General features: G+C 70.9%; 15 protein-coding genes. 6 read left to right on the top strand and 9 right to left on the bottom strand.

The annotated features are described in order from the left end of the window. The first annotated feature begins 97 nt into the window (after positions 1 to 97). Together KDK95_RS18255 and KDK95_RS18250 are read left to right on the top strand one after the other, a co-directional pair. Positions 98 to 1,738: an ATP-binding protein gene (locus tag KDK95_RS18255; RefSeq protein WP_212519404.1), complete on the top strand. Its 1,641-nt coding sequence runs from the start codon at positions 98 to 100 to the stop codon at positions 1,736 to 1,738. Next, entirely contained in the window at positions 1,735 to 2,451 is a 717-nt protein-coding gene (locus KDK95_RS18250; RefSeq protein WP_212519403.1) for a response regulator, read from the top strand. Before KDK95_RS18255 ends, KDK95_RS18250 begins: the two co-directional genes overlap by 4 nt. Before the next feature lie 313 nt (positions 2,452 to 2,764). Here KDK95_RS18250 and argG read toward each other — a convergent pair whose 3' ends face one another. Beyond that, the gene (argG, locus tag KDK95_RS18245) at positions 2,765 to 4,246 is read right to left on the bottom strand and encodes an argininosuccinate synthase (RefSeq protein WP_212519402.1); all 1,482 of its coding nucleotides are present in this window, start codon (positions 4,244 to 4,246) and stop codon (positions 2,765 to 2,767) included. A gap of 341 nt (positions 4,247 to 4,587) precedes the next feature. Beyond that, entirely contained in the window at positions 4,588 to 5,493 is a 906-nt protein-coding gene (locus tag KDK95_RS18240; RefSeq protein WP_212519401.1) for a TIGR01777 family oxidoreductase, read from the bottom strand. Positions 5,494 to 5,600: 107 nt separating this feature from the next. On the opposite strand from KDK95_RS18240, the gene KDK95_RS18235 reads away from it, so the two are divergent. Next, a complete protein-coding gene (locus KDK95_RS18235) occupies positions 5,601 to 6,089 on the top strand; it encodes a MarR family winged helix-turn-helix transcriptional regulator (protein WP_212519400.1) in 489 nt (162 codons plus the stop codon). Between the two features lie 14 nt (positions 6,090 to 6,103). Here the strand turns inward: KDK95_RS18235 and KDK95_RS18230 are convergent, their stop codons facing one another. Next, positions 6,104 to 7,009 carry an SDR family oxidoreductase gene (locus KDK95_RS18230; RefSeq protein ID WP_212519399.1) on the bottom strand — a complete coding sequence of 302 codons (906 nt, stop codon included), beginning with the start codon at positions 7,007 to 7,009 and terminating at the stop codon, positions 6,104 to 6,106. Between the two features lie 86 nt (positions 7,010 to 7,095). Between KDK95_RS18230 and KDK95_RS18225 the strand changes: the two genes are divergently transcribed. Beyond that, a complete protein-coding gene (locus KDK95_RS18225) occupies positions 7,096 to 7,677 on the top strand; it encodes a TetR/AcrR family transcriptional regulator (RefSeq protein WP_212519398.1) in 582 nt (193 codons plus the stop codon). 94 nt (positions 7,678 to 7,771) lie between these two features. Here the strand turns inward: KDK95_RS18225 and KDK95_RS18220 are convergent, their stop codons facing one another. After that, a complete protein-coding gene (locus KDK95_RS18220; RefSeq protein WP_307844436.1) occupies positions 7,772 to 8,653 on the bottom strand; it encodes a dioxygenase family protein in 882 nt (293 codons plus the stop codon). A 73-nt stretch (positions 8,654 to 8,726) separates the two neighbouring features. Then, positions 8,727 to 9,146, bottom strand: coding sequence for a MarR family winged helix-turn-helix transcriptional regulator (locus KDK95_RS35940; RefSeq protein ID WP_372463346.1), 420 nt, complete (start codon positions 9,144 to 9,146; stop codon positions 8,727 to 8,729). A 257-nt stretch (positions 9,147 to 9,403) separates the two neighbouring features. Between KDK95_RS35940 and KDK95_RS18210 the strand changes: the two genes are divergently transcribed. Further along, positions 9,404 to 10,372, top strand: coding sequence for an aldo/keto reductase (locus tag KDK95_RS18210; protein WP_212519396.1), 969 nt, complete (start codon positions 9,404 to 9,406; stop codon positions 10,370 to 10,372). 116 nt (positions 10,373 to 10,488) lie between these two features. Here KDK95_RS18210 and KDK95_RS18205 read toward each other — a convergent pair whose 3' ends face one another. Next, complete coding sequence (locus KDK95_RS18205) at positions 10,489 to 10,908, bottom strand: DUF4232 domain-containing protein (protein ID WP_212519395.1); 420 nt, start codon at positions 10,906 to 10,908, stop codon at positions 10,489 to 10,491. 1 nt (position 10,909) lies between these two features. Between KDK95_RS18205 and KDK95_RS18200 the strand changes: the two genes are divergently transcribed. Further along, the gene (locus KDK95_RS18200; protein WP_212519394.1) at positions 10,910 to 11,260 is read left to right on the top strand and encodes a hypothetical protein; all 351 of its coding nucleotides are present in this window, start codon (positions 10,910 to 10,912) and stop codon (positions 11,258 to 11,260) included. Between the two features lie 137 nt (positions 11,261 to 11,397). On the opposite strand, the gene KDK95_RS18195 is transcribed toward KDK95_RS18200, so the two are convergent. The 3 genes from KDK95_RS18195 to KDK95_RS18185 all read right to left on the bottom strand — a co-directional run bounded on the left by KDK95_RS18195 (position 11,398) and on the right by KDK95_RS18185 (position 18,021). Beyond that, entirely contained in the window at positions 11,398 to 13,446 is a 2,049-nt protein-coding gene (locus tag KDK95_RS18195) for an alpha-galactosidase (protein ID WP_212519393.1), read from the bottom strand. Positions 13,447 to 13,556: 110 nt separating this feature from the next. Beyond that, positions 13,557 to 16,121, bottom strand: coding sequence for a carbohydrate-binding protein (locus KDK95_RS18190; protein ID WP_212519392.1), 2,565 nt, complete (start codon positions 16,119 to 16,121; stop codon positions 13,557 to 13,559). Between the two features lie 10 nt (positions 16,122 to 16,131). Next, entirely contained in the window at positions 16,132 to 18,021 is a 1,890-nt protein-coding gene (locus KDK95_RS18185) for an alpha-galactosidase (protein WP_212519391.1), read from the bottom strand. Positions 18,022 to 18,031: the final 10 nt, after the last annotated feature.

Genomic DNA, 18,031 nt, shown 5'->3' with positions numbered 1-18,031 from the left:
CCCCGCAGGTCAGCATTACGCGCATTACGCACACGGACTGGCAAGCAGGGTGCGGCGGCGGCTGGGCAGCGCCCTCGATGAGTGCCACACTGTCCGGATGCGCGAGCCAGTTCCCCCACGAATGCTGCGGCCGATACGCCGCCGCGTCGCGCGGCTGAGCATCTCGAAGCAGGTCCTGATCCTGCAGCTGGCCGTCGCGGTCCTGCTCACGGCGGTCGGCATCACGATCGCCGTCCAGCAGGCGCGCAGCACCGACTTCGACCACGCGCGCACCGAGACGCTGGCCCTCGCCGAGACCGTCGCCGCGGCTCCGGGCACGGCCGCGGCGGTGCAGAGCAGCGATCCGACGACGGAGCTGCAGCCGATCGCGTCGAGCATCGAGCGGTCCACGTCCGTCGACTTCGTCGTGATCATGAGCCCGGCCGGCATCCGGTACACCCACCCGAACCCGGACGAGATCGGCAAGCACTACCTGGGAGACACCGCACAGGCGCTCGCCGGGCACCCGTTCAGCGAGGTCTACACCGGGACGCTCGGGCCCTCCGTCCGCTCGGTCGCGCCGATCTACGGCGCCGGCCGCAGGATCGTCGGACTGGTCTCGGTCGGCATCACCCTGGAGCGCGTCTCGACGATCACGGGACGGCAGCTGCCGCTGATCCTGGCCATCGCACTCGGGATCGTCGGGCTGATCGGCCTCGGATCATGGGCGCTGTCCCGGCGGCTGAGCAAGCAGACGCTCGGACTCGGACCGCAGGAGATCACCCGCCTCTACGAGCATCACGACGCCGTGCTGCACGCGATGCACGAGGGCCTGCTCGTCCTGGACCGCCGGCGCAGGGTACTGCTGGCCAACGACGAGGCGCTGCGGCTACTCGACCGGGACGCGGCCGACGATCTGAGCGGCCGCGCCGTCGCCGACCTGGGCCTCGATCCCGCGCTCGCCGAATTGCTCGCATCGGGACGCGACGCGCACGACGAAACGCACCTCGCGGGGGCCCGGGTGCTGGCGGTGAACCAGTCCCGCGCCCTGCGCGACGGCCGCGACCTCGGCACCGTCGTCACCCTGCGAGACCACACCGAATTGCGCGCGCTCGCGGGCGAGCTGGACTCGGCCCGCGCCTTCGCCGACGCGCTCTCGGCCAGCGCCCACGAGGCCGCGAACCGGCTGCACGCCGTGGTCACGCTCATCGAACTCGACCGGCCCCGGGACGCGATCCGCTTCGCGACGACGGAGCTCGCCGCGTCGCAAGGCCTCATCGACCGGCTGCTCACCGCCGTCGGCGACGAGGCCGTGGCCGCGCTCCTGCTCGGCAAGATCTCGCAGGCGGCCGAGCGCGGCGTCGAGATCTCGATCGGCGAGGACACCGCCGCGCCGGACCTGGCCGTGCCGAACCGGGACCTGATCACCATCCTCGGTAACCTCATCGACAACGCCGTCGACGCGGCGGCCGCGACCGAGGCACCGCATCGTGTCGCGGTCAGCCTCTGCGCGGGCGAAGCCGACGTGCGGATCCGAGTGGCCGACAGCGGCGCGGGCATCGCCCCCGGCCGCGCGGACGAGATCTTCACGCGGGGCTGGACCACGAAGCAGGAGCCGGGCCACGGCATCGGGCTCGCGCTCGTGCGCCACAGCGTCGAGCGGAACAACGGCACGATCGCAGTGGCGGCAGACACCGTGCTAGGCGGCGCGGTGATCACCGTGACGCTACCCAACTCGAACGTCCGGGTCGAGGCATGACCACCGACCGATCACTCCCCACACCCCCGATCAATACGCTGATCGTCGAGGACGACCCGATACTCGCCGAAGCACATCGCGCGTTCACCGAACGCGTGCCCGGCTTCGCCGTCGCGGGCGTCGCGCACCTCGGCACCGACGCACTGCGCCTCGTCGCGACCCGCCCCGTGGACGTGCTGCTGCTCGACGTGAACCTGCCGGACATCAACGGCATCGAGTTGTGCAGAACGCTGCGCGCCCACGGCAGCGCGGTGGACGTCATCGCCGTGACCTCGGCCCGCGACCTCTCGACGGTCCGAGCCGCGGTGTCCCTCGGCGTGGTCCAGTACCTGCTGAAGCCCTTCGCCTTCGCCTCGTTTCAGGACAAGCTCCAGGCATACGCCGAATACCGCCGCCGCGCGGCGCAGGCCCCGCACCAGCTCGCGCAGACGGACGTGGACCGCGCCCTCGCCGCACTCCACGAAAGCCCCGCGCCGATGCTGCCGAAGGGCCTGACCGAGGCGACGCTCGGCGCAGTCGTAACAATGCTCCAGGCGAGCGACGGACTGTCCGCGGCCCAGGTATCGCAGGGCGTAGGAATCGCCGTCCAGACGGCCAGGCGGTACCTGGAGTACCTCGTCACCCAGTGCCTAGCCACCCGCACGCCCATCTACGGCGGCGCCGGCCGCCCGGAGCAGCTGTACCAGTGGACCGGCGGCTCGACGCCGTCCTGACCACACGAGGGCGAGGGCGAAACACCGGTGGCCCGCCGCATATTCAGACGCGACGGGCCGCAGGCTCTCTAGCTAGGTGGAATCCGGACCAGTCGGCGCCGGATTCGAGAGGCTCCAGCTCGACGGAATCCGGACTAGTCGGCGCCCGACACGAGAGGCTCCTTGGTGGATCGGGACGAGTCGGCGCCCGACACGAGGGCTCCAGCTCGGCGGAATCCAGACCAGTCAGCGCCCGACACGAGAGGCTCCAGCTCGGCGGAATCCAGACCAGTCAGCGCCCGACACGAGAGGCTCCAGCTCGGCGGAATCCGGACTAGTCGGTGCCGGATTCGAGGGCGGTGCGGTTGAGCAGTTCCTCGTCCGGCAGGTCGGCCGGGAGGGCGTCGCCGCGCTCGGCGATGGCCTCGGCGCCGCCTTCGGACAGGGCGCCGATCAGTGCGGTGCTCTGGCCGGCGCCGCCGGTGCCGGTGCCGGTGCCGGTGCCGGTGAGGGCGGCCTGCGCGGTGCCGACCATGCCGAGGTTGGCGTACTGCTCGAGCTTGGCGCGCGAGTCGGCGATGTCGAGGTTGCGCATCGTCAGCTGGCCGATCCGGTCCACCGGGCCGAACGCGGCGTCCTCGGTGCGCTCCATGGAGAGCTTGTCCGGGTGGTAGCTGAAGGCCGGCCCGCGGGTGTCCAGGATCGAGTAGTCCTCGCCGCGGCGCAGCCGGAGGGTCACCTCGCCGGTCACGGCCATGCCGACCCAGCGCTGCAGCGACTCGCGCAGCATCAGCGACTGCGGGTCCAGCCAGCGGCCCTCGTACATCAGGCGGCCGAGGCGGCGGCCCTCGTTGTGGTAGCTGGCGACGGTGTCCTCGTTGTGGATCGCGTTGACCAGCCGCTCGTAGGCCGCGTGCAGCAGGGCCATGCCGGGCGCCTCGTAGATGCCGCGGCTCTTGGCCTCGATGATCCGGTTCTCGATCTGGTCGGACATGCCGAGGCCGTGCCGGCCGCCGATCGCGTTGGCCTCGAGGACCAGCTCCAGCGCCGTGTCGAACCGCTTGCCGTCGATGGTGACGGGGCGGCCCTGCTCGAAGCCGACGGTCACGTCCTCCGGGTCGATCTGCACGGCCGGATCCCAGAAGCGCACGCCCATGATCGGCTCGACGATCTCGATGCCGGTGTCGAGGTGCTCCAGCGACTTGGCCTCGTGCGTCGCGCCCCAGAGGTTGGCGTCGGTGGAGTAGGCCTTCTCCTTGCTGGCCCGGTACGGCAGCTTGCGGGCGAGCAGCCACTCTGACATCTCGGTCCGGCCGCCGAGCTCGCCGACGAAGTCGGCGTCGAGCCAGGGCTTGTAGATGCGCAGCGAGGGGTTGGCCAGCAGGCCGTACCGGTAGAAGCGCTCGATGTCGTTGCCCTTGTAGGTCGAGCCGTCGCCCCAGATCTGCACGCCGTCCTCGAGCATGGCGCGGACCAGCAGGGTGCCGGTCACGGCGCGGCCGAGCGGCGTGGTGTTGAAGTAGGTGCGGCCGCCGGACTTGATGTGGAAGGCGCCGCAGGCGAGCGCGGCCAGGCCCTCCTCGACCAGGGCGGCACGGCAGTCGACGAGCCGGGCGAGCTCGGCGCCGTACTCCTCGGCACGGCCGGGCACCGAGTCGATCTCGGGCTCGTCGTACTGGCCGATGTCGGCGGTGTAGGCGCACGGGACGGCGCCCTTTTCGCGCATCCACGCGACAGCTACGGACGTGTCGAGCCCTCCGGAGAAGGCGATTCCGACACGTTCCCCGACAGGGAGGGAGGTGAGTACCTTGGACACGATCAGAATTATATGCGCTCCACTGCACGACTATGCAAGTCGGCCCGGATCCCGGGCGTGTCGCCGCCGAAGCGACGGGAGACGGCCGGCGGGCCGCCGCACAGGCCGATGCGCGCAGCGCCCTAGGCCGTGTCTTCAAACTTGCGTTGGATCAGGCCGCGGCGTCTGACGCGCGCGCTCGCAAGGCGCAGGGGCGGGCGCATACTCGGTCGTCTGCAACCGCCCCTGCAACGCCGCGAGCGTGCGTGGCAGGCGTCGCGGACCCGGCGATAGTTTGAAGACACGGCCTAGACGCACGATCGCCGCGCGCTCGGGTGGTCCGGCCGCTCGGCGGCCGCCGGCTACTGGGCGAGGACGGCGTCCAGCGACTGCTCGATCGTCGGCAGCTGGAACTCGAAACCGGCGGCGAGCAGGCCCGCGGGCACCGCGCGGCAGCTGCCGGTGATGCCGGAGGCGAACTCGCCGACGGCGATCTTGAGCACGAACTCGGGCACGGCGGCGATCGTCGGCCGGTGCATCGCGCGGCCCATCGCCTTGGTGATCTCGCTGTTCGTCAGCGGCTCCGGCGCGGAGAAGTTCAGCGGCCCGGCGACGTTCTCGTTCTCGATCGCGAAGCGCAGCGCGCGAATGTGGTCGGTCAGCGAGATGAACGGCCAGTACTGGTCGCCGGAGCCGAGCTTCCCGCCGAGTCCGGCGCGGAAGAGCGGGAACAGCCGGCCCCAGGCGCCGCCCTTGTCCGAGACGACCAGGCCGGTGCGCGGGTGCACGACGCGGATCCCCGCATGCGCGGCGGGCGCGGCGGCCTGCTCCCACTCGACGCAGAGCTTTGCGAGGAAGTCGCTGCCGGGCGGGGTGCTCTCGTCGACGACGCGGTCGCCGGTCTCGCCGTAGTAGCCGACCGCCGAGGACGAGATCAGCACGCCCGGCTGCGCGTCGAGCCCGGCGACGGCCCGCGCGATCGTCTGCGTGCCGAGGACGCGGCTGTCGCGCAGCTCCTTCTTGTACGCGTCGTTCCACCGCTTGTCGCCGATGCCCGCGCCCGCGAGGTGCACGACCGCGTCGACGCCCTCCAGCGCCCCGGGCTGCACCGTCCCGCCCTTCGGGTCCCAGGACGCCGACTCGCTGCCGTCGCCCGCGGGCTTCGCGGCGCCCCGGGTCAGCCGCAGCACCTGGTGGCCGTCGCGTAGCAGGGAACGGGTGAGGGCGGACCCGATGAGTCCGGTGGATCCGGTGATCGCGACGCGCACGGCGTCCTCCCGAGAAACGTTTTATACTTCAAACATTACCGCGATCGATCGTACGCCCCTCGCACCATCAAGGCGAACCGGGATCCCTCCGCTAAGGTGACACGACCATGACCACACCGCGCTGGCTCGACGCCGAGGAGCGTAGCGCCTGGCTCGCATACATCGATCTCAGCATGCTGCTGGACGACTACCTCGACCGCCAGCTGCGCCGAGACGCCGGAATCACCCATCCGGACTACGCGCTGCTCAATTTCCTGCAGAACGCGCCGACGGGCGGACTCGGCATGTCAGAGCTCGCGGAGCGCCTGAAGATCACCCGCAGCCGGCTGACGCACGCCGTCACCCGGCTGGAGAAGGCCGGCTACGCGGCCCGGCACGAGAACCCCGCCGACCGCCGCGGCCAGATCACCGTGATCACCCCGGCCGGCCGGGAGCTGCTGGAACGCGCGGCCCCCGGCCACGTCGAGGCGGTCCGCCGGGCCGTGTTCGACGTGCTGTCGCGGGAGCAGGTGCGGCAGTTCGGCGAGGCGTGCCGGACCATCGCCGACGCCGTCCAGGGCGTGAACCCCGACCCGCTCCCCTGGCATCGGCGCTGACGTTCAGCGGGGCGTCAGCTGAAGTAGTGGCCTGACTTCACGTCCTCGACCCAGCCCGGGTGCGTCGGCTCCCAGCCGAGCACCTCGCGCGTCACGTCGTTCGAGACGGGGACGTCGAGGCCGGCGAAGGCGGCCAGGAAGCCGAGGTACTTCGGCGCCTCCTCAGCGGTCACGCTCCGCGCCTCGACGCCGAGCCGGCCGGCGATCGTCTCGGCGATCGTCTTGAACGTGATGGCGGTGTCCCCCACCCCGTGCAGGCGGGTGCCCGCGGGCGCCTTCTCCAGCGCGAGGCGGTAGAGCACTGCGACGTCGTGCGAGTCGGCGGCGGTCCAGCGGTTCGCGCCGTCGCCGATGTACGCGGCGAAGCCGTTCTGCTTCGCGAAGCCGATCAGCGCCGGGGTGAACCCGTGCGTGTCGAGCTCCGAGTGCACCATCGGCGCCAGGCGGACGACCGAGGAGCGGATGCCGCGCTCGGCGAGGCCGATGGTCAGGTTCTCGTTGTCGGCGCGCGGGCCGTCGGGGACGATGTCCGCCTCGGTGCCCGGCCGGCCGCCGAGGCCGATCATCGCGAGACCGAGCACGCCGGAGGTGGCGACCAGCGGCTTCCCGGTGCCGGCGAGCACGTCGGCGAAGACGCGGACGGCGGCCATCTCGCCCTCGGCGGCCGCCGCCAACTCGCCGCTCCGCATCCGGGCGTGGTCGAAGGCGAGGTGGATGACGCCGTCGGCCGAGGCCGCGGCGGACCGCAGGCCGTCGAGGTCGCCGAGGTCGCCGCGGTGCACCTCGGCGCCGTACCCGGCGACCGTGGCGGCGGACGCGTCGGAGCGGGCCAGGCCGAGGACCTGGTGGCCGTTGCGGAGCAGTTCGGGGATGACGGCGGAGCCGATGTGGCCGGAAGCGCCGGTGACGAAGACGCGCATGAGCTTCTCCCGTGAAGTGATGTCACTTGGTGTCATGCAGCCTAGCACAACCCATGACACCAGGTGCCATCAACTAGAATGGGCCCATGTCGCGCTGGAAACCCGATGCCGCCGGCCGCCTGGCGAAGGCGGCGATCGAGCTCTTCGCCGAGCAGGGGTACGAGGCGACCACCGTCGCCGAGATCGCCGAGCGCGCCGGGCTGACCAAGCGCACGTTCTTCCGGTACTACGCGGACAAGCGCGAGGTGCTGTTCGGCGGGGCGCAGGAGCTGGAGAACTGCTGGCTTGCGGGGATGGACGCCGCGCCAGAGGACGCCGACCCGATGGCGGTCGTGGCCGCCGGATTCGGCCCGATCTCGGATCTGTTCGCCGACCGCCACCCCTTCGCCCGCCTGCGCGCGGGGATCGTGGCGGAGAATCCGGACCTGCAGGAACGTGAGCTGATCAAGCTGCACAGACTCACCGGCGTGCTCCAGCACGCGCTCGCGAAGCGCGGCGTCTCCGACCACGCCGCGGCGCTCGCCGCGCAGGCCGGGGTCGCGGTCTTCCACGTCGCGTTCGGCCGCTGGACGCGGCGCGAGGCACCGACGTCGCTCGGCGCGCTCATGGACGATTCCCTCGACGAACTGCGGTCGGTGGTCACGGCCACGGCCACGGCCACGACGTGATCCGGATGCGACCGGAGAACGTCGTCGTCCCCGATCCCGCTGCCGTCGGCCCGTAGACGACCGCGAACCGGGCCGCGGTCCTGCCGGGGTACGGTCAGCGCACTTCGAAGGAACGCTTGGCCAGTCCGAGCTGGAAGCCGTCGATGACCGTGCGGGCGGGAGCCTCAGGGTCGTCGGCGGCGCCGAGCGCGACGAACACCGGCACGAAGTGCTCGGCCGTCGGGTGCGCGTACGGCATGCCCGGCGCCTTCGACGCGAACGAGGCGATCTCGTCCACGTCGCCGCGTGAGAGGGCGTCCGCGACCCAGGCGTCGAAGTCGCTCGACCAGCCGGGGAGCGCGAGTCCGCGCATGTTCTCCATCGTCAGGAACGGCAGGCCGTGCGTCATGAAGCCGGAGCCGACGATGAGCACGCCCTCCTCGCGGAGCGGGGCGAGGCGGCGGCCGAGCTTGAGCAGCGCGTCCGGGTCCTGCGTCGGCATCGACAACTGCAGCACCGGCACGTCGCCGAGCGGGTACATGGCCATCATCGGGATCCACGCGCCGTGGTCCAGGCCGCGCTTCGGGTGCTGATACAGCGGCTCGCCCTCCGGCATCATCGCGGCCACGCGCTTGGCGAGCGCGCTGGCATCGGGCGTGTCGTACTTCATCGTGTAGTAGCGCGGGTGGAAGCCGCCGAAGTCGTAGAACAGCGGCGTGTGCGCACCGGGCGCGGAGAGCATCAGCGGCGCGTCCTCCCAGTGCGCGGAGACGATCACGATCGCCCTCGGCTTGGGCAGCGCCTGCGCCCAAGCGAACAGCTGGCGCAGCCAGGCGCCGTCGTCGAGCAGCGGCGGCGCGCCGTGGCTCAGGTAGATCGCGGGCAGCGGACCGTCGGCGGGAGTCCACTCGCGCTGCGAGCGCGCGCCGGGCAGTGCCTCCGGCAGGAAGTCGTCGTACGCGCCGGCCGGTATCGCGGGGTTGATGACGTCGGTCACTGGGTCCTTCTTCCTTCTCACTGCTGAATGCGAACTCGGGACACGCACACGGGACGCGCGCGCGGGACTCGCTCTAGGAACACGCCTTGCCGGGGCCGATCGCGCCGTTGACCCGGGTCGCGATCTCGCGCAGCTGCCTGCGCTGCGTCGCGGTCAGCGCCTCGACGAACACGCGGCGCACCTCGGCGACGTGGCCGGGCGCGGTCTCCACGACCTTCGCCCAGCCCGCGTCCGTCAGGCAGGCGAGCGTGGACCGGCCGTCCTGCGGGTCCGGCGCCCGCCGCACCCAGCCCTTCTTCGCCAGCCTGCTCGTGGTGTGCGAGAGCCGGGAGAGCGAGCCCTCGGCGAACTCGGCCAGCTCGCTCATCCGCATCGTGCGCCCGGGAGCCATCGAGAGCCCGGCGAGCACCTGGTACTCGAAGTGCGAGATCCCGGAGTCGCGCTGCAGCTGGGCGTCGAGGGCGGCCGGGAGCCGGACGAACATGCTGACCATGGCGAGCCAGGTCTGCTGCTCCTCCTCGTCCAACCAGGGGGTTTCCTCGCCCACGAGCCCCTCCTTTACTTGATGCGTCAAGTGAATCCTATCGCGATTCACTTGACGCATCAAGTAAGCAGACGGGGCACGGCGGCGGGGTACGGCCGGTACCCGGAAGAACCGGGCCCCGCCGCCCGCGCCCGCAGCCGGCCGATCCGTGTGAGGGTGGAGGCGATACCCCGAACGTGCAGTACTCCGGAAGGGAACGCGCCGCCATGCGCACGACGACTCTCGGCTCCACCGGCCCGCAGGTCGGCATCATCGGCCTCGGCTGCATGGGCATGACCGCCAGCTACGACCTGGAGACGCCGCGGGACGAGGCGACATCGATCTCCGTCATCCACCAGGCGCTCGACCTCGGCGCCACGCTGATCGACACCGCCGACGTCTACGGCCCGCACAGCAACGAGGAGCTCGTCGGCCGCGCCCTCGCCGGCGCACGGCGCGAGCAGGCGGTCCTCGCGACGAAGGTCGGCCTCGAACGCGACCCGATCCGGCCGCGGGAGATCAAGATGATCAACAACGGGCGGCCTGAGCACGTGCGCGCCTCGATCGACGAGAGCCTGCGCCGGCTCGGCACCGACCACGTCGACCTCTACCAACTGCACCGCGTCGACCCGAACGTCCCGCTCGAGGAGACGTGGGGCGCGATGGCCGAGGTCGTGAAGTCGGGCAAGGCCCGCGCGATCGGCCTGTCGGAGGTGACGGTCGACCAGATCGAGCGCGCTCAGGCCGTGCACCCGGTCACGTCGGTCCAGTCCGAGCTCTCCCTCTGGACCCGCGACGCGCTCGCCGAGGTCCTGCCGTACACCGAGGCGCACGGCATCGCGTTCCTGCCGTTCTCCCCGCTCGGCCGCGGCTTCCTGACCGGCAACTTCCAGTCCTTCGACGAGCTGCCGCGGGAGGATTTCCGCCGCAGCCTCCCGCGCTTCCAGCAGGAGGCGCTGAGCGCGAACCTCGCCCTCGTCGCCCGCGTCCGCGAAATCGCCGAGCGGGCCGGCGCGACCCCCGCGCAGGTCGCCCTGGCCTGGGTCGTGACGCGGGGCCGGTACGTCGTCCCGATCCCCGGCACCAAGACCCCGAAGTACCTGCTCGACAACGTCGCCGCCGCGGACGTGCAGCTCTCCCCCACCGATATCGCCGAGCTGGACGCACTCCCTGCGCCTGTCGGCGGACGCTACTGAGCCGCCTTTGACGCACCGCGCCCGGCCCCCGGACTATCGGGAGCCGGGCGTCGGCGATCAGGCATCTACGACAACCGCTCTGCCGCCTGCGCCGCCGTAGCCGCAATGCAAGAGTGCTACATCCGGCCGGAACCGCCGACGACCAGCGGGTGGACCTCGAACTGCGAGCAGAGGTCGCCCGGTGCCGCGAACGCCGTGGACCGCGTCGTGTTCGGCGGCGTGATCAGCACCTTCCCGCCGTCCATCCCCGGGCAGTTCGCGCCGACCGGCGTCTGTCCGTTCGCCGGCGAGTCGACCCACTCGAGCACCGTCGACGCGGTCTTGCCCGGCGCGAGCACGATCGTCGCCGGGCTCGGATACTGGCCGCCCATGTAGCCGGCCTGCGCCCGCGTGGCGTTGAGCACGACCTGTCCCGGTGCGTCCGTCACTGCGGCGCCCGGGTATCCCTTGATCGAGCACGAGGCGGAGGCGACGTTGGTGAACACGACGATCCACGCGACGTGCCCGGCCCCGGCGCCGTCCGCGATGGTCGTCACCTTGATCTCGGCGCCCGTGCACGCAGCCGCCCCCGAACCACCAGCCTCCGACGTCGAGTTCCCGGACGCGCCCGCGTTCCCCGTCGCCGACGTCACTGCCCCGGCGCCCGCCGCCGACGAGCTCCCCGCAGCACTGGTCCCCACGGCACTGGTCGCCGAGGTCGACGCCGACGACCCGCCACTCGCGGCGCCCGCCGCGTTCTGCCCGCTCGACGTGCACCCGCTCAGCACGCCGGCCGCCACCACCGCACCCAACAGCGATGCGGCCCCGACACCTGTCTTCGACCTCTTCATCATGAAACCCCGCGTCCCTTTCCCCTCGCAGGGCGGGCATCCCCCGCCTCCGCGGTGAAAGACGGTCCACCGCGCGGACGGTTGTCACGGCTCAGTCACGACACGGATCGGGCACCGGCGGTGCGGGTTTCTCCGCCGGTGGGAGGTGCGTTCCGGCGGAGATTCCGGCGTTCTGATCCCGTGATCGCGCCCGCGTCAGACGCGGGTCAGCCGCACCAGGACCGCCGACCACTCCGGGAGGCGGACCGTGAGGGAGCGGACCTCCTGGTGCCAGGCGAGGTCGTCGGCGTCGCGACGCCAGGCCAGGACGTAGCCGGCGACGGGGGAATCCCGGTCGGGCCCGTCGGTTTCGAGGGCCAGGGCCACCCAGCCGTCGCGCCAGGCGGGCAGGCCGACGGGCCAGTGCGGGAGCGCGGCGGGCAGGTGGGGGCGCAGCTCGCGGTAGGCCGCAAGGGCCTGGTGGACGAGGGCTTCCTGCTCGGGGCGCAGCAGGTCGAGGCGGCCGCTGAGGTGGATGCGGCCGAGCAGGGCGCCGGCGAGGTTGAAGGCGGTCTCGCGGTCGGTCATCGCGGGGACCGGGTACGCCCACATGGCCGACTGTTCCGGGGTCACGGCCATCGGGGCGGCTGCCGCAATGGCCGGGAGGCGGTGGAAGTCGGTCTGATCGGTGACGGAGTGCAGCTGGGTGGCGGCGAGCATCGCGTAGTCGGTTCGCATGCCGCCGGAGGAGCAGCTTTCGATGACGAGGCCGGGATGGCGGTCGAGGACGCCGTCGATCCACGCACGGTACGCGCGGTTGTGGCCGAGCAGGCCGTCGCCGGCGCTGTCGGCGGCGTGGTCGGTGCCGGGTCCGACCTCAATGTTGTAGTCGAGCTTGAAGTATCCGATGCCGTACTCGCTCACGAGGCGGTCGACGGTCGCGTCGAGGTGTGCACGGGACGCCGGGTGGCGGAAGTCCAGCTGGTGGCGGCCGCGTTCGGTCAGCCGTCGGCCCGCTCGCTGGAAGAAGGCCCCGTCCGGCAGGCTGCCGGCCATCGGGCTGCGTACGCCGACCACCTCCGGCTCCAGCCAGAGGCCGGGGGTCATGCCGCGTTCGCGCACGAGCTCCATCACCTTGTCGAGGCCGCCGGGGAAGCGCACCGTCGAGGGCTGCCATTCGCCGACGCTGTCCCACCAGCCGTCGGTGTCGTCGTACCAGCCGGCGTCGACGACGAAGTATTCGGCGCCGGCCCGGGCCGCCGCGTCGATGAGCGGCAGCAGGCGGTCGGTGCTCGGATCGCCGCCGAGGCAGTTCATGTAGTCGTTGAAGATGATCGGCAGGCGCTCGAGGTCGGCGTGCGGGCGGCGGGTGACGCGGCGGTGCTTGGTGAGCTCGCCGATCGCGCCCTCGAGGCCGTGGGCGGATGCGGCGAGGGTCGCGGGTACGGTGGTGAAGCTCTCGCCGGGGGCGAGGACCTTCGACCACTGGCTTTCGGCGTCGCTGGGGCCGGACAGGCTGACGTACACCGCGTCGTGGGTGTCGCCGATCTCCCAGGCCCACGAGCCGTTGTGCTCGATCTGCCAGGCGAGGGCGCGACCGGTGTGCTCGTCCGTGAGCGCGCCCATCGGCAGGTGCTCGGACGAGGACCACGATCCGGTGCTGGCGAGCGCGAAGCGGTTGCGCGCGTCGGGCTTCTCGGTCGCGGTCAGGCCGCGCTGGGAGAGGGTGGCCGAGGTCCAGCGGCCTTCGCCGCACCACGGATTGGCGGCGGTCCACGCCGTGAGGCGGTCCTCCCAGCGGCCGGCCGCGCCAAGGGCCGTGTCGGCGATCGCAAGTACGCCGGGGATCACCAGCGAGGCCACGTGCAACAGCACGACCTCGTGCGAGCCGGCGGTGACCCGGGTCGAGCTGCGGATGGCAGCGATGTCAGGGTGCTGCTCGATTCGGGCGACGACGGTCAGGTCGGTGATGGGATCGCGCGAGGTGATCTCCAGCAGCAGTGCCTGCCCGGCGCGGGTGATGTCGTGGCGCACGTACTGGAGGCGGGAGGATACGGCGCCGCCGATGTGGCGTTTGCCGTTGATGTGCTCGCGCGAGTGGCCGGCGAGTTCGATGTGCGACAGCGGAAGGATGTCGAGCGTCGCGGGATCCGTGCTCTCGGCCGCGAGCGGGGAACCGCCGGCCCGGAGCGCGGCCAGCCGCGGCGGCTCGCCCTCGGCGCAGTAGAGGTCCAGTTCCAGGGCGTGCCCGAAGGTGATGATCATGTCCGTCGCTTTCGAACTCGTGAGGAGACTCGGAGGGGCCTCCGAGCGGTGAGTGCCGTTCCCCCGCCCGCGCTGCGGCGGACGGGGGAACGGTTCCGTGCTCGGCCGTACTACAGCTGGGCCACTTGGATGTAGTCGAGGTTCGGGACGTAGCCGGTCGAGTTCGAGAACTCGACCGTGTTGTCGCCGGCCTTGAGGGTCACGGGCATGGCGACGGTGCGGAAGCTGTCCCAGCTGTAGGTGTTGGCGAACACTTCCGTGGTGGCGGCGCCGCCGTTCACCGACACCTGGGCCCAGCGCGATTCGATGTTGGAGTTGTAGTTGCCGGAGCCCGACGTGTCATCGTTCGAGTACGCGATGACCAGCATGTACGTGCCGGCCGTCGCTGCGTACACGTTGTTGAACGTGAGCGTGTTGGCCGAGGCGTCGCCGACCCAGCCGACGTACTCGCCCCCCGACGCCCACGTGTCCGTCTCGACCGCCGCGGTTCCGGCGAGCGTGTTGGACGAGCTCTCCGCCTGGTACGTCGTGCCGGTGCTGCTCGGTGAAGCCGCGACCTGCACGTCCTGGACCGTTCCGGTGCCGTTCGCGGTGACGGTGACCGGGTTGATCCCGGCCTGCAGGTACACCGAGGCGGCGACCGTCGAGACCGATCCGGACGTGGACGGGAGCGAGGAACCGGCGACGGGTTCGCCGTTGGCCGTGAGCGTGAGGCTGCTGCCGGCGGCCGCGGAGTACCGCACGTCGGTCGTGTAGTAGCCGTTGGACGGCGCGTACACGTCGACGGTCGAGCCGGCGCCCGAGGCCAGGTCGATCGCGCCCTCGCCGGTGCCGTCGGAGGCGGAGTAGTCGTACGAAACCGTGCCCGACGTGCGGCCCATCGTGGATTCGTACACGGTCGCCGCCGACGACGCCGCGGTCAGGACGATCTGGTCCAGCGTGACCTGGCCGATCGAGTCGCCGAGCGTCGAGTTGTCGACCGCGAGCGTGATCGTGTGCGTGCCGGCGGTCAGCGTGACCGGCACGGTGACGTAGTCGCGCCACAGCCAGTTGAGCGTGGCCGGGTAGTCGACGAATTCGTCGGCCACTCCGTCGATGCTCAACGCCTGTTGCGCGTACGTCCCGGTCTGGTTGCCGTAGTAGATCGCGAGGTTGTACGAACCGGAACTCGGCGCCGTTACGGTGAACGTCACCGCGCTGTCCGACTTGTCGATCGAGCCGACGTCCTCGGTGTCCGCGGTGGCATACCCGCTGGGGTTGCTCTCCGAGCCCTGCGCGTAGACCGTCGCGTCGGTGATCGACGCGGCGGCCGCGTAATACGTCGAGCTGGACGGGACCGTCGGCGTCGTCGCGGAGGAGACGTTCGAAGGGGTCAGCACAATCCGGTACGCCGACATCGAGTTCATGTTCGTCAACGGGACCGTGATGGAGCCCGAGGACGTGGAGTACGTCGTCCGGGAGATCACCTGCGGCGTCGTGCCGGCGCCGGAGTAACCGGACCAGTTCGTCGCCTCGACGGTCGCCGTGACGTAGGAGCCGAACACGCTCGACGAGATCCCGTTGATCACCGTGTTCGCGGCCCCGGAGGAGCCGCCTAGGATGACCTGGGCCTGCTTCTCGGTCGTGTTGTACGACGCGACGCCCTGCAGCGTGTCCACCGTGTTGGCGGACGGCGGCGTGACCGAGACGCTGTTGCCCGTCATCCGGGCATACCAGTAGTACAGCCAGTACGCACCGGTCGGCGTGTTCTGGCCGGTCATCAGGTCGTCGAAGTTGCCGGCGATGTCCCAGTAGGCCATGTCGGCGTAGACCTTGGCCTTCTCGAACATGGCGATCCACTGCACGAGCTGGCCGGGCACGGACAGGTCCGAGCGGTTGCCGTACTCGTCGATGTCGATCGGGATCGGGGTGGTGATCCCCGCGGCGGTCTCGTCGGCGCGGTAGTCCGCGTAGTGCGTGGCGAAGTTCGACAGGCTGGTGCCGGACAGCTCGTGCCAGCTGATCACGTTCGGCAGCGTGCCGGCGGACTTGGCGTGCGCGAGGAACGCCGGGAGGAACGAGGAGTCGAAGCCGGACTCGTTCGGCCCGACGACGATCGCGCCCGGATCGTCGGACTCGATCTCGGCGTACGTCGCGTCCCACCACGTGTAGAAGTTGCTGTAGTAGGACGAGCCTCCGCCGAGGTCGAACCACTGCTGGTCGGGCTCGTTGTAGGGGACGATCTCGAAGTCCGCGCGCTGCGGGCTCGCGTAGATCTCCGCCATGATCGTGTTGACCTCGGACAGGTACGCCGACTCGGTCTCGGTCGGGTACGGCCACGACGAGTAGATGTCCTGGAGGTACACCAGGATCTTGCCGTTGCTGTCCTCCTGCTCGAAGGACGCCGAGATCTTCCCGGCGTCGCCGTTCGGGTGCTGGGTGTCCCCGGGCGGACCCTGCGCGATCGTCGTGACGTTGAGGGGCGTCACGAGGTTCGCGGACGGGACGCCGGCGTCGGACACGCCGTAGAGAGCGCCGTTCGCGCCGTGCATCATGGCGCCGGTGCTGGTGCCGAGGTTGACGGTGAACGTGGAGGTGGCGGCGGCCGCCGGGGTGGCCATCGCCCCGGCGCTCGCGGCTGTGGTGACGAGCAGCGCCGAGACCGCGGCGCGCGACATTGCGCGGATGCGTTTCATGGCTGTGCATTCACTCCATTCGGTGTGGTGAGAGCCCGACCCGCCGGAGGTGGATCAGGGTGCTCGCGCACTCCCCGGCGGGTAGGTCGAGGGGCAGGCCCCGGGTCATCAGGACGGCGCCGTGGTGAACGCCTCCGCCGGTGGCGGTGTCCCGGTAGACGGCCTGCGGGTCGAGGGCGCGCAAAGGCAGGGCGGCGGCGGGCCGGCCGAAGCGGCTGGAGTTGTGAAAGGCGAGGACGACGAGCTCGCTGCCGTCACGCGCCAGGAATTGAACGGCGTGCGATGGGCCGAGCCGGTGCTGGACGCCGAGCTGGACCACGTGGCGGACCGACTTGTACGCGGCGATCAGCTCGCCGAGCCTCGCGAGTTCAGCGTCGGGGCACGCGGCCAGGTCGACGCGTCCGCCGCCGCTCGAACAGTTCTCGATACGCAGCGCGGGGTGGTCGGCGCGCAGCCGGTCGAGGATCGCGTAGAGATTGGTGACGTAGTCGATCACCGACGTGTCGTCACCGACCTCGGTGAGCGGCCGGTTCATGTCCCACTTGAGGAAGTCGATGGCGTTTTCGCTCAGCAGCCGCTCGATCGTCGCGTGCACCCACTCGGCGACGTCCGAACGCGCGAGGTTGAGCACGTGCTGCTCCCGTATCCGGGTGCGGTGGCGTTGCGGCCGGGAGATGATCCAATCGGGGCGAGCGCGATAGAGGTCGCTGTCCGGGTTCGCCATCTCCGGTTCGACCCAGAGGCCGAACTTCATGCCGAGGCCGTGTACGTGCTCGATCAGCGGGCCGAGTCCGTCGGGGAAGCGGTCCGGGTTCGGCGTCCAGTCGCCGAGGCCCGCGGTGTCGTCGACGCGGCGGCCGAACCAGCCGTCGTCCATGACGAACAGCTCGACGCCGAGGGCTGCGGCACGATCCGCCAGCGCCATCTGCGCCTTGACGCTGACGTCGAACTCGGTCGCCTCCCAGGAGTTGTAGAGCACCGGGCGCGCCTCGTCCGGGTGCGGGATGACGTTCGCACGGATGTAGTCGTGCCACGCGCGGCTCGCGGCGCCGAAGCCGCCCTCGGTATACATGCCGACGCTGACCGGCGTGCTCAGCTCGTCCCCCGGTTCGAGGAGCCGAGTCTCGGGGACGTGTGCCGCGCCGACAGAGAGCGAAAGGCGCTCGCTCGGCAGGCGGTCGGCGATGATCTGCCAGTTGCCGCTCCAGGCGAGCGTCGTTCCGTAGACGGCGCCGTGCTCCCCCGTCGCGGAACCGTCGTCGATCATCGCCCAGGGGCTCGCATGATGGCTGCTCACGCCGCGTCCGCTGCCGAGAACCGTGGCGCCGCGTGCCAGGGTGCTGCGGGAGACCTGGTTCTCGGCGGCCCATTGGCCGTAGCTCTGGCTGAGCCGGTAGTCGGCGAGCGTCGGGAGGATCCAGGTGGCGGAGTCGGCACGGGTGATCCGGATCGGGTCGGCGGAAGGATCACCGGTGTGGCGGGCCGTCAGACGGCGCTCGATGGCCGGGCTGCCCGCGCACACGCGGTAGTGGGTCTCGACGGCAAGCGGGTAGTGGTTGTCCGCGAAGGTCAGGACGAGGTCGTTCTCGGCGACCCGGTGTCCGGTGAACCGGAGCTCCAGGTCTCGGGTGCCGTCGGCGAAGCGGACCTGGAGGCCCGCGTGGGCATAGCGCGCCCCCCCGGCCGCACTCAGGTCCAGCGTGCCGTCGCGCGGATCCTCGCAGCTGCGCGGACGCGGCGGCGGATAGTCGAGGAGGGTGACCGCCTGTTCCGGCGTCAGCGCCGGCCCCCAGTGCAGTCCGTGGAGGAGGTCGTCATCGTCGAGGTGCAGCACGTAGCAGGACTCTGCGGCGGTCAGCACCCAGAGTCGGTGGTCGCGGGAGTGCGCGATCGCGGGCATGACGAGATCC

The sequence above is a fragment of the Actinospica acidithermotolerans genome, from assembly GCF_018139625.1.
Taxonomy (GTDB): Bacteria; Actinomycetota; Actinomycetes; order Streptomycetales; family Catenulisporaceae; genus Actinospica; species Actinospica acidithermotolerans.
Note: the sequence above shows the minus strand (reverse complement) of the source record. Positions and strands in the feature narration are given on the sequence as shown.